Below are 13,826 nucleotides of genomic sequence, written 5' to 3' on the forward strand. Positions count from 1 at the left end.
TGGTAACTTAAACCGTCGGCTTCTCGGCCGTCGACCCATCGGACAAACAAGGTTCGTCCCCCAGCGTCGATTCCAGTGTCGTGTCACCCTCACGGAACGACGCGGTCCGTCCCCGACCAATTCATAGATAATATATCTATATCTGATTATTTACTATATGTTGTTGGTGGGTAGGGTGTTCGAAAAGGCTGTCTTGAACACTATGAAAGAAGGTATGAACCGAACCCTATTATCAGGTTGCCTCCAATTTATGTGGATATTGGAAGCAAAGGAGTTGTAGGGCCAATATATGCGCCATTCCGAAATAGTGTCTGTAGGTCGGCAGTTGGACAGATATACAAAATATATTACTGTATTCGTCTCGTCGAAGCGATGGGAACGATTGCGTCCGAGTACGGCACTGGTTTCGTCCGCTCGAGCACCGAAATCCCTCAGCTTCTTCTCGACTCGACAACAAATCAGCTATCGAGGCTGTTTCCCGCTCGATTCGATCACCGCAATACCTATTGTGCTATTGACGGAGTATCACGTATGCTGGATTTCGTTCAGCTCGAGGCGGACCTCGACCAGGAAGAGCGGATGATCCGCGACACCGCCCGGGAGTTCGTCGACGAACACGTCAGGCCCGATATCGGCGACCACTTCGAGGAGGGAACCTTCCCGACGGAGCTGATCCCGAAGATGGGTGAGCTCGGGTTTTACGCGCCGAACCTCGAGGGATACGGCTCGCCGAACGTCTCCGAGACGGCCTACGGACTCCTGATGCAGGAACTCGAGGCCTGTGACTCGGGACTGCGGTCGATGGCCTCGGTCCAGGGCGCGCTGGTGATGTACCCGATCCACGCCTACGGCAGCGAGGAACAGAAAGAAGAGTGGCTGCCGAAACTCGGGCAGGGCGAGGCGGTCGGCTGTTTCGGTCTGACCGAACCCGAACACGGCTCGAACCCCTCGGGGATGGAGACCTACGCCACTGAGGACGGCGACGGCTACGTACTCAACGGCTCGAAGACCTGGATCACGAACTCGCCGATCGCGGACGTCGCCGTCGTCTGGGCTCGCGACCGCTCCGCGGACGAGGAGCCGGTGCGTGGATTCCTGGTCGAGACCGACCGCGACGGCGTCACGACCAACAAGATCACCGAAAAGCTCTCGCTGCGGGCCTCGATCACGGGCGAGATCGGGCTGAACGACGTCTCCGTCCCCGAAGAGAACGTCCTGCCGGGCGTCTCCGGGATGAAGGGGCCGCTGTCCTGTCTCACGCAGGCTCGCTACGGCATCGCCTGGGGTGCGGTCGGCGCGGCTCGAGACGCCTTCGAGGAGGCGCGCCAGTACGCCCAGGACCGCGAGCAGTTCGGCGGACCGATCGGTCGGTTCCAGCTCCAGCAGGGGAAACTCGCGGAGATGGCGACCCAGATCACGCTCGCCCAGTTGCTCGCCTACCGGCTGGCCGAACTCAAGGAACGCGGCGACATGCAGCCACAGCACGTCTCGATGGCCAAACGCAACAACGTCCGGATGGCCCGCGACCAGTCACGAGTCGCCCGCGAGATGCTCGGTGGCAACGGGATCACGACCGACTACTCGCCGATGCGACACATGGCCAACATGGAGACGGTCTACACCTACGAAGGAACCCACGACATCCACACGCTGGTCCTGGGCGAAGAACTGACTGGTATCCCGGCGTACCAGTAACTCGCCCTCCCGCTCGAACACCGACCGAAGGAAAACGACTTTGCTCGCTCTCTCGGAACCACACCCCGATGGCCGACTCGAACGCCAGCCCGGGGCCGAAACCGAAGGTCGCACGTCTCATCGAGAAGTACGACCTCGAGGGAGTCGGTGCCGACCTCGAGGCTCGCTGGACGCGGACCGAGAACCGCGAGAGCCTCCGTTCGCTCGCTGCGTCGTTCAACGAACGGCTGCTCCGGGCGGCACTCGCCGAGGCGGACGTCGATACGATCACGGCAGACGTCTCCCACCTGTACGAACTCCTGAGCGGCGAGACCGGGAGTCGTGGCGAACGAACGCAGGTCGAACGACGCCTCGAGCGCGAGGGAATAGACGTCGCGACGCTCACCGACGAATTCGTCTCCTACGGCGCGATCCGATCATATCTCACCGGCTATCGAGACGTTACGCCGCCGTCGAACGACGACGACGGTCACGATCGAGGAAACGTCGCGGGGACCATCGAAGGGCTGCGCCAGCGGACCGTGTCGGTCACCGAGAGCAAACTCGAGTCGCTTCGCGAATCCGACCGCCTCGAACTCGGGCCACACCGAGTGCTCGCCGACGTTCAGGTCCTCTGTGAGGGATGTGGCAAACAGTACGACGTCGCCGACCTGCTCGAGTCGGGCACCTGTGACTGCTTCGAGTAGTAGTCGTCACACACCATGACATAACAGACGTACTGATGTTACGGGTTAGATCGTCGTTCGGATACAGTACCAGACGAGGACGGAAACGGACGGAAACGAACGTGAGGCGGCGAAAACCGGTCGAAAGACGGCGAGAAAAACACTCGAGTGACGTCGCTATATCTCGGTGATCCGGTCGTGGCTGTCGTCGATCGCCTCGGCGTCCTCGGGGAGCAAGGCGACGACGAGGAAGTCGGTGTACTCCTCGAAGTACTCGACGAGCGCGGCGATGCGGTTCGAGTCCAGCGCCTCGAGGGAGTCCAGGAGCATGAACGGCACCTCGTCGTAGACCTCGTGGACGAGGTAGCCGGCGAGTGCGAAGATCAGCCCGGTGACCTCGCGTTCGCTCTCGCTCAGGTGGTCGATCGTGTCCTCGTAGGTCCGGCCGTCGCCGGTGCTGCGGACGATGTGGAGATCGAACGCCGTCTGCTCGACCTTGCGCCGTCCCTCCCGGACCGTCTCGCCGACGCGCTCGATCCAGATCCGATCGATGTTGTCGTACTCGAGAACCTCGAGGACGGCGTCCATGTGGTCGTTGAACGACTCGACGGCCTCGCGTTCGATTCGGTCGATCCGCGTCCGCAGTTCTTCGAGTTGCTCGCGGATCTCGTCGCGTCGCGTCTCGAGGCGCTCGCGGTCCTCGAGTGCCGACTCGATCTCGTCGATCTCGTCGGTCGTCGTCTCGAGGTCGCGTTCGAGCCGTCCGAGCGAGAACTCGAGTTCGTTCGCTCGGCGGTTGAGTTCGAGCAGGCTCTCGTCCGAATCGCTGCTCTCACTGCCCTTGTCGGTCCCCTCCTCGAGTTCCGCAGCTTCGTCCTCGAGCCGTTCGATCTCGGTCTCGAGTTCGTCGCGTCGGTCGGTCAGTTCTTCGAGCCGTTCTTCCCGTCGATCGATCTCGTCGGTGACGTCGTCGAGTCGATTCTCGACGCGTTCGCGTTCCTGGCGACTCTGCTCGAGTTCCCGTCGTTCGGATCGGAGCGATTTGATCCGTTCTTCCAGGTCGTCGCGCTCGGAGAGTTTCTGCTCCTGGAACGAACGCAGGCGATCGATGGTGTCCTCGATTTCCTCTCGCCTGACTTCGCTGCCGCAGGTCCAGCACCGGACGCTCTCTTCGTCCTCGAGGAGCTGTTCGGTCACTGCTTCGGCGCTGTTGTCGCTGTCGCTCCCGCCGGCGAGTAGCTCCCGAATCTCGGGGTGAGAGCCCTCGAGCATCTCCTCGTTGAACTGGACGATGCTCTGGAGTTGGCTGACGACGCCGTCTATCTCCTGGGATCGCCGCTGGAGTTCGTCGATCTCTTCGTCGACGGCGTCCCGGTCGAGCGACTCGACGTCCGGTAATTCGTCGCGTTCTGCGTCGAGTTCCTCGCGTTCGTCCCGCAGCGCGGCCAGACTCTCGCGTTCCGTTTCGAGGTCGAACCGGACGTCCTCGAGGTCGGATCGTCGCTCCCGAAGCTCCGAGAGCTTCTCCTCGAGCTGATCGTCCTGCTGTCGCTCCTGGGATTCGGCGTCTTCGATCGCCTCCTTGACCGCCTCGAGTTCGTCGCGTTTGTCCTCGATCTTCCCCTCGAGGTCGGTCCGCTGTTGCTCGAGTCGCGGAAGATCGCTTTTCAGGGCGTCCAGTCGGTCGAGTTCCTCGTTGATCTGGTCTTTTTCGGCAGTGAAACGAGTGATCTCGGCCTCGATCTCGTCGGTGTCGACGGGCCGAAGCATGATCTCGCGGAGGTCGTCTTCGGTCGTGACCGCCCGGCGTGCAGGATTCGACTCGAGTAGAAAAGCGAATAGATCGGCGAGTTCGGCGTCCCCGAGGTAGGGTTCGCCGCCCATGACGGTCGTGCCACCGCTGCGACGGAGCGTCCGGCGATAGGTCTCGTCGTCGAGTTCGAGTTCGGCGTACCCTTCGTCGGCGTCCGCCTTCAACGAGGCGTACTCGCCACCGAGGGAAGCCATAAACGCCTGCAGCAGGGAGGTTCGGTTCGTCGCGTTCCGGCCTGCGAGGACGGTAATTCCGGACTCGAGTTCGACGGTGGTTTCGTCGATCCCGCCGATATTGCGGGCGTGTAGCCGAGCCTCTCGAGTAATAGACTCCTGTGTAGCCATTGTTCGAATAACTTCCCAGGTTAGTGATAAACCTTTGGTGTCTGGGGGGTATTTGCGTCAGTAGGCTCTCCACTCGCCGATAGTATAGATCAAGAAACTATGTTCGATATTTGCTATTTGTGGGTGAGTATCTGCAGGTTCCGGACTATAAGAGAGTCCTACTGAGCGCCTTGATCGAAGGGGACGGAGTTACTTGTCGTTCGACAGTTTGCTGTCATCGATCCCGAGCGAATGACAGTTTAGTGCTATGTTCTGCTAACTATTTTCTGCATGCTATTTCTATCGAGCGCAACCGGTACTCCCACTCGAGTGGCTGTGCTGTAGTTTATATACGATACCGCGGCCAACCGGGACATGGTTGATCGAACTCAGCCATCACGACGGACTGCCCTTCGAACGATCGGCTCGCTCGCGACCGTGCTGACAGCGACAGGTGTAGCGGGTGCACGCTCGAGTCCCTCGGCCGATTCGTCGACCGACTGCCGACGGAACGCCCAGCGATACGTCGCCACGGTCGATCGAATCGTCGACGGGAGACACGTCGTACTCCTGCTCGAGGAAGACGGTGAGACTGTCGACCAGCTCGTCGTTCCGGCCGAGGAGATGGACGTCGAAGAGACCGACATCCTGATCGTTCTCGTGGAGGACGACGAGTTACTCGCCTACTGGCACATCCCGGAACGACCGTCCGACTGACCGCAACCGTCTGACTACCCGCTCAATCACACTCCACCGGATCGAACCGCGATAGATGATTCGTAACGACCGTCATATCTACCACTGTTTCCAAAACTGGCTGGCTTCCAAAACACATCACGACAGAACGTCTTAAATGATGAACGAATTTATGTATGGTCCGGTCGATGGTCCGTGCATGCGACTCGAGAACGAGACAGTCGTTATCACAGGTGCGGCATCGGGAATCGGTCGGGAGACCGCGACGCGGTGTGCCGAGGAGGGGGCACGCGTCGTCGTAACGGACATCGACTCGAACGGTGGCCAGTCGGTCGTCGACGAAATCGACGACGACGGCGGCGAGGCAGTCTTCTACGATCTCGACGTCACCGACAGCGAGCAGTTCCACGCCGTCCTCGAGGAGGTCGCCGACAGCTACGGACTGGACGTGCTGGTCAACAACGCCGGCACCGGGCATCCGGGCGGTAGTCTCGAGACGATCGACGACTCGATCCGCGACTTCGTTATCGACGTGAACGTCAAGGGCGTCTGGAACGGCTGTCACGCCGCCCTGCCACACATGAAAGAGCAGGGCCACGGCTCGATCGTCAACGTCGGCTCGCTTGCCAGCATCCTCGGACTCCCCAAGCAGGCGGCGTACTCGATGACCAAGGGTGCGGTGTTGAACCTCACTCGTGCGATCGCCGCCGAAGCGGGCCCCTACGGTATCCGGGCGAACACGGTCTGTCCCGGCTTTACCGACACCCAGTTGCTCGACCAGTACCTCGCCCAGCGGGACGATCCCGAGAAGGCCCGCGAGGAGATGGCCGAAGACTACCCGCTCAAGCGCCTCGCCGAACCCGAAGAGATCGCGAGTGCCATCCTGTTTCTGGCCAGCGACGAGGCGTCGTTCGTCAGCGGTCACGGACTGGTCGTCGACGGCGGCTTCTCGACCTGCTGATCACTCCTCGAGGATCAGCCCGACGTTCGCCAGTTTGTCACCCGCGATCACGGTCGCTTCCTGCGTGAGTGCGTACAGGATCCCGTCGCGGTCGGCGGTCGCCTCCTGCAGCGGCTCGTACGTCGCGGGGTCGTAGACCGTCCCGAGTTTCTGCCCGTCCTCGACGTGGGCGCCGACCTCGAGCGACGGCTCCGGCCGGAAGAGCCCGGAGTCGTCCGCGGCGACGCGACCGAGGTGGTTTCGTGCAACCGGTGGCGTCTCGTCCGGCGGCTCGCCCGGTAGCATATCGAGGTAACGCAGGACGTTCAGCAGCCCCTCGACGCCCAGTTCGACGGCCTCCTCGAGGATCTGCTTGTTGTGTGCGAGTTCGGGCGTGATCGACGGGATGCCGTCCTCGGCGGCCGCGACGCGGAGTTTGCCGGCGAACCCGCGCCGGTGCCACTCGTCGGAGGCGTCGTCGTCGGCCTCTTCGCCCAGCAGGAGGTCGGTCCCGTACGCTTCGGCGAGTTCGCGGGACTGCTCGTCGCCCTCGCGGAAGACCACGTGTGGGAGCATGTTCGGGCTGCCCGTGTGGAGGTCGACGATAGCGTCGGCCGTGCCTGCGTACTCCCAGAGCGTATCGGCCATGCGCTGGTGGAGCGTGCCGTTGGCGTCGCCGGGCCAGACCCGGTTCATGTTCGGGTTGACGCTGTCGAGCACCTCCGGCGTCGTGTAGGAGACGCGATCGAACGTCAGCGGGTTCGCTACCGGGACCGCGACGACGGTTCCCGAGAGCGACTCGAGCGGGAGCCGTTCGTGAAACCGCCGCAGGACTTCCGTTCCGTTTATCTCGCGGCCGTGCTGGGCCGCCTGCACGTAGAGAGTCGGCTGCTCGTCGCCGTCACCGCCGCGGTAGGTGTGTACGGTCGTCGTAAGATCGACGCCCGAGGAGAGGCGCGCGAGCGTCACGGTTTCGGCCGTGTGAGTCCCGTCCATGACCGTGGGTTTTCGTTCCGACCGTTTGTACCTGCGGGGGAGTATTGCCACGTGCGAGACCGAGACCACCACGGTTTTCACCCCTGCTGTCGTCGCCGACGATATGGGAGACCTCACTGCGACGCTGCACACGAGCAAAGGCGACATCGACGTCGAACTCTACGACGAACGCGCACCGCGTACCGTCGAGAACTTCGTCGGCCTCGCGACCGGCGAGCAGACCTGGACCGATCCCGAGTCCGGCGAGAACGTCGAGGGCGAACCGCTGTACGACGACGTCCTCTTCCACCGAATTATCGCGGACTTCATGATCCAGACCGGTGACCCGACGGGAACCGGTCGGGGCGGCCCCGGCTACCAGTTCGACGACGAGTTCCACGACGAACTGCGCCACGACGACGAGGGAATCCTCTCGATGGCAAACTCCGGTCCCGACACGAACGGCTCGCAGTTTTTCATCACGCTGGACGCCCAGCCCCACCTCGACGGTCGCCACGCCGTCTTCGGCAAGGTGACCGACGGCATGGACGTCGTCCGCGAAATCGGCTCCGCGAAAACCGACGGGAACGACCGACCAGCCCAGGACATCCTGCTCGAGTCGGTCACGATCCACGACTGATACGGATTGCTGTAACGATGTACCGGCGCAACCGCCGCACGGGTCGGGTTGCGCCGGAAATGACTTACAGTAAACCGTATGAACCGATTCCAGTCGGGTTACCGTTGCGACCACAGGACTGTTGTGGTCCGTCGAACTGATTTTCAGCGACCGTCGGACTGCGAACCGAAACGGTCTCGAGGGACGATCGACTCGATTCGGTCGACATGCCCTCGGAACCCGTTCCATCTCGACGAACGCTTCTCGCGCTGACTGCGACGACGGTCGGGACAGCGATCGCTGGCTGCTCGAGTCGCGACGAGACCGACGACGAACGCACCGACGACGAGATGTCGGAAGCGGATGCGCCGACCGATCCGGAGATCGACTCTCGGTCACTCACTGCGACGCTCCATACGAGTGAGGGCGACATCGAGGTCGAACTCTACGCCGAACGCGTCCCACAAACCGTCGCGAACTTCGTCGGCCTCGCGACCGGAGACCAGCCCTGGGTCGATCCGGAGACAGAGGAGGTAGTCGAGGACGAACCGCTGTACGACGACGTGCTCTTTCATCGAATCATCGACGACTTCATGATCCAGACCGGCGACCCGACGGGAACCGGTCGTGGCGGCCCAGGCTACCGGTTCGAAGACGAGTTCCACGACGACCTGCGCCACGACGACGCTGGCGTCCTCTCGATGGCAAACTCCGGCCCCGACACGAACGGCTCACAGTTTTTCATCACGCTGGACGAACAGGAACATCTCGACGGCCGCCACGCCGTCTTCGGCAAGGTGACCGACGGGATGGACGTCGTCCGCGACATCGGCGCCGTCGAGACTGACGAGAACGACCGGCCGGTCGAAGACATCCTGCTCGAGTCGGTGGCCGTCCACGACGAGTAGCGCCCTCGTTCTGGATCCTCGAGTTCGTGTAACGTTTAGGGAGGAGTCGGCCGTATCGTGGATATGGGCTGGACAGCCGCCGACATTCCCGACCAGGAAGGTCGAACGCTCGTCGTTACCGGCGCGAACAGCGGTATCGGCCTCGAAACGACCCGTGAACTCGCGCGACACGGTGCGACGGTCGTCATGGCTTGTCGGGACCTCGAGCGCGGTAGGCGAGCACTTCGCGACGTCCGCGCGGACGTTCCGGACGCCGACCTCCGACTCGAAGAGTGTGACCTTGCCAGTCTCGCGTCGATCCACGAGTTCACCGACCGACTCGAGGGCGAGGCGATCGACGTCCTCGTGAACAACGCCGGAACGATGGCGATTCCGCGTCGCGAGACCGTGGATGGCTTCGAGATGCAACTGGGCGTCAACCACCTCGGACACTTCGCGCTCACCGGCCTGCTCCTCGAGCAGTTAGCGACCGACGGCGAGGAGCCGGCACGAGTCGTTACGGTCTCGAGCGGCCTGCACGAACGCGGCGAGATAGAGTTCGACGACCTCCACGGCGAGCAGTCCTACGACAGGTGGGACGCCTACAGCCAGTCGAAACTCGCGAACGTCCTCTTCGCCTACGAACTCGAGCGGCGGTTCCGAACGGCAGGCGAGAACGCCGAGAGCATCGTGGTCCACCCGGGCTACGCCGACACCCGACTCCAGTTTCGTGGCATCGAGGGGCGAGGGACGTGGCTCCGGACGGCGATGCGTCGACTCAGCAACGCCGTCCTCGCCCAGTCGCCCGAACGCGGCGCGTTACCGACGCTGTACGCCGCGACTGCGCCGGATGCCGAAGGCGGCGCGTACTACGGTCCTGGCGGCCTCATGAACATGCGCGGGTCGCCCGACCGACAGGCCTCGTCCGAGGCGTCCTACGACCGCGAGACTGCCCGTCGGCTGTGGGAGCGATCCGTCGAACTGACCGGCGTCAGCTATAGTAGCCACTGCGAGTCAGTGCACACCTGATCGCACGACAGCTGTGCGATCAGTGTGTAAATAGTTGCAGTTGTTACTATACGACCTGCCGCAACCCGCGAAAACGGCTCGGACCGGTGAGGAGTCGGCGCTCGAGTCCCGGGACTGACCGAGGGCATCGAGTCGACACCGAAACGCACATCCCGAACCGGCGACAACTGCCGACTGTCTTCTTGCGAGGGTAGCCAAGCAGGCCAACGGCGGTGGGCTTAAGACCCGCTCCCGTAGGGGTCCGAGGGTTCAAATCCCTTCCCTCGCATACCGACTCGAACACCTGTGAGAGTCGTGTATGCGAGAAGCGGGATTTGAATTAGACGAGTCGCAGCGCCCGAGCGAAGCGAGGGGAACCGTCTCGGGCGTGGCTCAAATCTAACTTTCCCGGTTTACCCCCTCTAGAAACCGCCGCTCCTCGGTTAAAGTCGACCGCAGTATCTGCAAGTCCCAACGGACTTAGGAACAGTCACTTTTCCCCTCGAGAACGGGTCTTCCTGTAAGAACACTCATGGACAGAACGGAGGCGTTTCGCGTTCTCGCCAGCGCCGATCGCCAGCTCGTACTCCACGAACTCCTGGAACGGGACGACGAGGCCACGATCAGGAAACTCTCGAGACAGGTGGCTGCTCGACGGCATCGAATCCCGCCACCGAAGATCGACGAGACTGCTGTCGATCGCGCGCGAATTCGCCTGATTCACTCTCACTTCCCGTACCTGTCGGACGTGGGCCTGATCGACGTCGAATGGGACGAGAGAAAAGTCGTACTCGCCGACAAGGAACGCGTCGATCAGTTGCTCGAGGCCGCCGAGCTGTTAGATACCTGGCCGCCGACTGATCTGTTAGATCATCCGTCATAGTGGACGAGTCGGGACTCGTCGGTCGGTAAACTCGGCTAGTCGACCCAGAGAGCACTCGAGAACGACGTCCTGATACTGGACGGTTCCGAGCAGGGAGTCTGGCAACTCTGCTCGTCGACGTCGGCGAATCCGCTCGAGAGCACCGATCCGCCACTCGATCCGTCGCTTCGTCGTCTTCTATGGCCGGTAGAAGTTTCACGGCGCTGGGACCGATAGACGATCCGGCTATGGCCGACGAGACGAACGCGCGGAGCAGTTCGGTGTTCCGCTGGACCGTTATCGAGGGCAACCGGTTCGCGGTCACGGCCCTGCTGCTCGGCGGTATTCTCCTCTTGCTCTGTATTCTCCTCGTCGTCAACCTCTTCCCTCGAGAACCGGGAGAACCGCTCTACCTGCTTCTCAGTGCCTTTCTCGGCGGGAATCTCACGCTGATTACGGTCGTTATCGCGATCAACCAGCTGGTGTTCTCGCGGGAACTTGGCTCGCCCGGCGACCTCGAGCAGCGGACGCGAAACGCAGTCGAGTATCGTAACGAGGTCCAGTCGGTGATGGATCAGGCCGTGAGTCCGGTGCGGCCGGGGTCGTTCCTGCTGGTGTTACACGAGAACCTCGGCGAGCGGGCACAGCGGTTGCGCGAGACGACGACGGACTCGCCCGGCGAAACCGACGGACTCTCCACGGAAATCGACGAACTCGCCGGGAAGCTCCGTGGCGACGTTCGGATGGTGACGAAGGCACTCGATACGCCTGCGGCCGACGAGCAGATCTTCGGTGCGATCGCGGCGACGCTCGGCACGACGCAGGCCCAGCAGCTGTACGAACTCTCGCGGATCGAGACCGAGTACGAAGACGACCTCTCGACCGAGCAGCGGGATCTGTTCGAGTCGATTCGCGAGCACCTGCTGCACATCGACGTCGCCCGGAAGTACTTTCGGACCGTCTACATCACGAAGGAACTGTCCTTTCTCTCCCGCACCCTGCTGTTCGTCGGCGTCCCAGCGCAGTTTCTCACTGCCGCGACGCTGGCCGTCTACGACCTGGCGGCGATCGAGGCGCTGCCGGCCGCCGCCATCGTCGGCGCGACGCTCGTCGCACTGATCACCTGTTTCGCGCCGCTTGCGATTCTGGCCTCGTTCGTCCTGCGACTCTCGTGGGTCGCCCAGCGCAACGCGACGGTCATGCCGTTTGCCGCCTCGGAGAAAGACTACACGCTCTGAGCGAGTTCCCGTTCCCGTTCGCTCTCCTCTTCGTTCCCGGAGCCTGCAGGTGAAAGCGTTTCATCCGCTCGACCGGTACCACGCCCGACGATGGGAGGGGCCGACCGGAACGGATCGCGGATCGCCGACAACCGCCTGGCGGTCACGATAGTCGTCGGCTCGCTGGTGGCCGTCGGCGTGCTCGCGGTCCTGTTCTGGTCCGGATCGTCCGACCGGCTCGTTCCTGCCTACGGCCCCGCACCCGACGCAGTGCCGCTGTATCTCCTCTTCGTGATCGTCGGAGTCGTTCTCCTGATCTGGAGTTGGCAGCGGGTCCTCTCGTTGTTTCGGTGACCGTTTCGACCGTCGCGCTCAGTTGTTTCCGAGTAGTTTTCGGAGCTTTTCGATCGGCGTCTCGCTCCGTCGGCCGCTCGAAGCCTGCCCGTCGGTCTGTTCCGAGCTAGATATTGCTCGTTGTTCCTTCATAGTGGTCTGTTTACCCTTCACACAGGTGGGCCTGCTGCGTCCAGTTCCGAGGCTGGAACGACAGCCGTATTGATCGGTTGTAACGCTTCGGTCGACGGCCGTCAGTTCGGAAGCTGTGCGTTCGGCATCACGAACCCGGCACCGAGGTAGACGACGCTACCGGCGACGAGCGCGGCCGGCAGGCCGACGAGGAACTCCATCTCGGCGAACCCGGTCGCGAGCAGGATGATTCCCGCAGCAGAGAACGCGAACCCGCCAGCCAGTCGGTGGAACTCCCGGAGCGGCGTGTCGTCGTTTTCGGGTGCCAGATCCTCGAGTTCACCGTCTTCGTCGGCCAGCATGAAAATCGGGAGGAAGAGGAACACCCCGATACCGACCAGCAGTCCCGAGATGCCGCCGATTGCGACGTTCTCGAGCGCGATGTAGCCGACTACGGCGAAGATGAGGACGTCCATTACACCCGCTGCCAGTCCGATCCGCGTCGGCGTTATCGGTCCCTCTTCGAACGCTGTTGCGTCGGTTTCCTGCGTTTGTACCATATCAGCTTCTTAGTTATTCGAACTGTTATAAATACTTGCTATTTCAGGGTGAAATCACTCGCCGACCGTGCCACAGACGGGGCAATCGTCACCGCCGCATGCCGGAAACGGCCCGTGCGCGTCGCAGGTTCGGATCGGCGCAGTCACGCTCGTGAGTGAGGACTCGACCGGAAAAGTTCGCTCGCTCTTATCCGTTGTCTCCCGTCCGGAACGACAGGTCCAGCGCCGGCGCGGAGTGAGTCAGCGCCCCCATCGAGATCACGTCGACACCTGTCGCAGCGTAGTCGGCGACGTTCTCGAGTGTGATCCCGCCGCTGGCTTCCGCCAGCACGCCGTCGTACTCCTCGAGTCGCTCGACGGCGTCTCGGGTCTCCGCGGGCGTCATGTTGTCCAGCAGGACGACGTCCGCACCGGCCTCGGCCGCACGCGACGCGTCGGCGACGCGTTCGACCTCGACGTCGATCTTCGTCGCGAACGACGTTCGCTCTCGGAAGTGCTCGATCGCTCCCTCGAGTCCCATCTCGGTGACGTGATTGTCCTTGACCATCACCATGTGTGAGAGATCGAGCCGGTGGGTGTCGCCACCGCCGGCGACGACGGCTCGCTTCTCGAGGCCTCGCAGTCCGGGCGTGGTCTTGCGTGTCGCGGCGATGCGGACGTCGTCGGCTTCGGTTCGCGCCTCGTCGACGACGCTCCGCGTCCGCGTCGCGATTCCCGATGCGTGGCCGGCGAGGTTCACCGCGACGCGTTCCCCGCGGAGCACCTCGCGGGCTGGACCCTCGACGCGAAGCAGTTCGTCGCCCGGTTCGATGCTGATGCCCGCCTCGAGTCGGTCCGTGACCTCGACGCCGAGGTAGTCGAAGACGGCGACGGCGGCCTCGAGACCGGCGACGACGCCCGCTTCTTTCGCGACGAGTCGGCCGGTCGTCTCGCCGGGGACCTGGTTCGTCACGTCGTGGTGGCCGACGTCCTCGCGGAGCCAGCGTTCGACCTGTGCGTCGGTGATCATGTGGCTGCTGTCGACCGGGCTCCCGATAAACGACCCGCTTTTGGCGATGCCCCCGGATCCGGCGCTGTCCGACGACGTGTGGCTACTGGCGA

The 13,826-nt window shown here is 62.8% G+C and carries 14 protein-coding genes and 1 tRNA gene; 11 read left to right on the plus strand and 4 right to left on the minus strand.

Going from position 1 to position 13,826, the window contains the following annotated elements; all coding sequences use genetic code 11:
- Positions 1–531 precede the first annotated feature (531 nt).
- Both BLR35_RS00930 and rdfA read left to right on the plus strand, forming a co-directional pair.
- On the plus strand, positions 532–1,695 hold the full coding sequence (locus tag BLR35_RS00930) for an acyl-CoA dehydrogenase family protein (RefSeq protein WP_090375995.1): 1,164 nt from the start codon (positions 532–534) through the stop codon (positions 1,693–1,695).
- Between the two features lie 68 nt (positions 1,696–1,763).
- Complete coding sequence (rdfA, locus tag BLR35_RS00935) at positions 1,764–2,381, plus strand: rod-determining factor RdfA (protein ID WP_090375998.1); 618 nt, start codon at positions 1,764–1,766, stop codon at positions 2,379–2,381.
- Positions 2,382–2,537: 156 nt separating this feature from the next.
- Here rdfA and BLR35_RS00940 read toward each other — a convergent pair whose 3' ends face one another.
- Complete coding sequence (locus tag BLR35_RS00940; RefSeq protein ID WP_090376001.1) at positions 2,538–4,517, minus strand: archaea-specific SMC-related protein; 1,980 nt, start codon at positions 4,515–4,517, stop codon at positions 2,538–2,540.
- 354 nt (positions 4,518–4,871) lie between these two features.
- On the opposite strand from BLR35_RS00940, the gene BLR35_RS00945 reads away from it, so the two are divergent.
- Together BLR35_RS00945 and BLR35_RS00950 are read left to right on the plus strand one after the other, a co-directional pair.
- The gene (locus BLR35_RS00945; RefSeq protein ID WP_090376004.1) at positions 4,872–5,213 is read left to right on the plus strand and encodes a hypothetical protein; all 342 of its coding nucleotides are present in this window, start codon (positions 4,872–4,874) and stop codon (positions 5,211–5,213) included.
- Between the two features lie 178 nt (positions 5,214–5,391).
- Entirely contained in the window at positions 5,392–6,153 is a 762-nt protein-coding gene (locus BLR35_RS00950) for an SDR family NAD(P)-dependent oxidoreductase (protein WP_090376010.1), read from the plus strand.
- Here BLR35_RS00950 and BLR35_RS00955 read toward each other — a convergent pair whose 3' ends face one another.
- Positions 6,154–7,128 (minus strand): succinylglutamate desuccinylase/aspartoacylase family protein, encoded by a 975-nt coding sequence (locus tag BLR35_RS00955; protein WP_090376012.1) that lies wholly within the window; start codon positions 7,126–7,128, stop codon positions 6,154–6,156.
- Positions 7,129–7,231: 103 nt separating this feature from the next.
- Between BLR35_RS00955 and BLR35_RS00960 the strand changes: the two genes are divergently transcribed.
- The 7 genes from BLR35_RS00960 (at position 7,232) to BLR35_RS00990 (ending at position 12,054) form a co-directional block, all read left to right on the plus strand.
- On the plus strand, positions 7,232–7,747 hold the full coding sequence (locus tag BLR35_RS00960; RefSeq protein ID WP_090376015.1) for a peptidylprolyl isomerase: 516 nt from the start codon (positions 7,232–7,234) through the stop codon (positions 7,745–7,747).
- 329 nt (positions 7,748–8,076) lie between these two features.
- Positions 8,077–8,634, plus strand: a complete 558-nt coding sequence (locus tag BLR35_RS00965; protein ID WP_090379560.1) for a peptidylprolyl isomerase — start codon at positions 8,077–8,079, stop codon at positions 8,632–8,634.
- 63 nt (positions 8,635–8,697) lie between these two features.
- The gene (locus BLR35_RS00970) at positions 8,698–9,642 is read left to right on the plus strand and encodes an oxidoreductase (RefSeq protein ID WP_090376017.1); all 945 of its coding nucleotides are present in this window, start codon (positions 8,698–8,700) and stop codon (positions 9,640–9,642) included.
- A 184-nt stretch (positions 9,643–9,826) separates the two neighbouring features.
- Positions 9,827–9,910 (plus strand) — tRNA-Leu (locus BLR35_RS00975).
- A 243-nt stretch (positions 9,911–10,153) separates the two neighbouring features.
- Positions 10,154–10,504 (plus strand): DUF7344 domain-containing protein, encoded by a 351-nt coding sequence (locus BLR35_RS00980; protein ID WP_090376019.1) that lies wholly within the window; start codon positions 10,154–10,156, stop codon positions 10,502–10,504.
- A 179-nt stretch (positions 10,505–10,683) separates the two neighbouring features.
- Positions 10,684–11,721, plus strand: coding sequence for a DUF7972 family membrane protein (locus tag BLR35_RS00985; protein WP_244510163.1), 1,038 nt, complete (start codon positions 10,684–10,686; stop codon positions 11,719–11,721).
- Positions 11,722–11,811: 90 nt separating this feature from the next.
- Positions 11,812–12,054, plus strand: a complete 243-nt coding sequence (locus BLR35_RS00990; protein ID WP_090376025.1) for a hypothetical protein — start codon at positions 11,812–11,814, stop codon at positions 12,052–12,054.
- Between the two features lie 233 nt (positions 12,055–12,287).
- On the opposite strand, the gene BLR35_RS00995 is transcribed toward BLR35_RS00990, so the two are convergent.
- Positions 12,288–12,725 (minus strand): hypothetical protein, encoded by a 438-nt coding sequence (locus BLR35_RS00995; RefSeq protein WP_090376027.1) that lies wholly within the window; start codon positions 12,723–12,725, stop codon positions 12,288–12,290.
- A 187-nt stretch (positions 12,726–12,912) separates the two neighbouring features.
- Positions 12,913–13,734: a carboxylating nicotinate-nucleotide diphosphorylase gene (nadC, locus tag BLR35_RS01000; RefSeq protein ID WP_090376030.1), complete on the minus strand. Its 822-nt coding sequence runs from the start codon at positions 13,732–13,734 to the stop codon at positions 12,913–12,915.
- Positions 13,735–13,826 lie beyond the last annotated feature (92 nt).

It is taken from the genome of Natronobacterium texcoconense (assembly GCF_900104065.1).
In the GTDB taxonomy this organism is placed as follows: Archaea; Halobacteriota; Halobacteria; order Halobacteriales; family Natrialbaceae; genus Natronobacterium; species Natronobacterium texcoconense.

Coding starts and splice junctions, on each gene's coding strand:
- BLR35_RS00930 (WP_090375995.1), top strand. CDS start 532: ATGCTGGATTTCGTTCAGCTCGAGGCGGACCTCGACCAGGAAGAGCGG.
- rdfA (WP_090375998.1), top strand. CDS start 1,764: ATGGCCGACTCGAACGCCAGCCCGGGGCCGAAACCGAAGGTCGCACGT.
- BLR35_RS00940 (WP_090376001.1), bottom strand. CDS start 4,517: ATGGCTACACAGGAGTCTATTACTCGAGAGGCTCGGCTACACGCCCGC.
- BLR35_RS00945 (WP_090376004.1), top strand. CDS start 4,872: ATGGTTGATCGAACTCAGCCATCACGACGGACTGCCCTTCGAACGATC.
- BLR35_RS00950 (WP_090376010.1), top strand. CDS start 5,392: ATGCGACTCGAGAACGAGACAGTCGTTATCACAGGTGCGGCATCGGGA.
- BLR35_RS00955 (WP_090376012.1), bottom strand. CDS start 7,128: ATGGACGGGACTCACACGGCCGAAACCGTGACGCTCGCGCGCCTCTCC.
- BLR35_RS00960 (WP_090376015.1), top strand. CDS start 7,232: ATGGGAGACCTCACTGCGACGCTGCACACGAGCAAAGGCGACATCGAC.
- BLR35_RS00965 (WP_090379560.1), top strand. CDS start 8,077: ATGTCGGAAGCGGATGCGCCGACCGATCCGGAGATCGACTCTCGGTCA.
- BLR35_RS00970 (WP_090376017.1), top strand. CDS start 8,698: ATGGGCTGGACAGCCGCCGACATTCCCGACCAGGAAGGTCGAACGCTC.
- BLR35_RS00980 (WP_090376019.1), top strand. CDS start 10,154: ATGGACAGAACGGAGGCGTTTCGCGTTCTCGCCAGCGCCGATCGCCAG.
- BLR35_RS00985 (WP_244510163.1), top strand. CDS start 10,684: ATGGCCGGTAGAAGTTTCACGGCGCTGGGACCGATAGACGATCCGGCT.
- BLR35_RS00990 (WP_090376025.1), top strand. CDS start 11,812: ATGGGAGGGGCCGACCGGAACGGATCGCGGATCGCCGACAACCGCCTG.
- BLR35_RS00995 (WP_090376027.1), bottom strand. CDS start 12,725: ATGGTACAAACGCAGGAAACCGACGCAACAGCGTTCGAAGAGGGACCG.
- nadC (WP_090376030.1), bottom strand. CDS start 13,734: ATGATCACCGACGCACAGGTCGAACGCTGGCTCCGCGAGGACGTCGGC.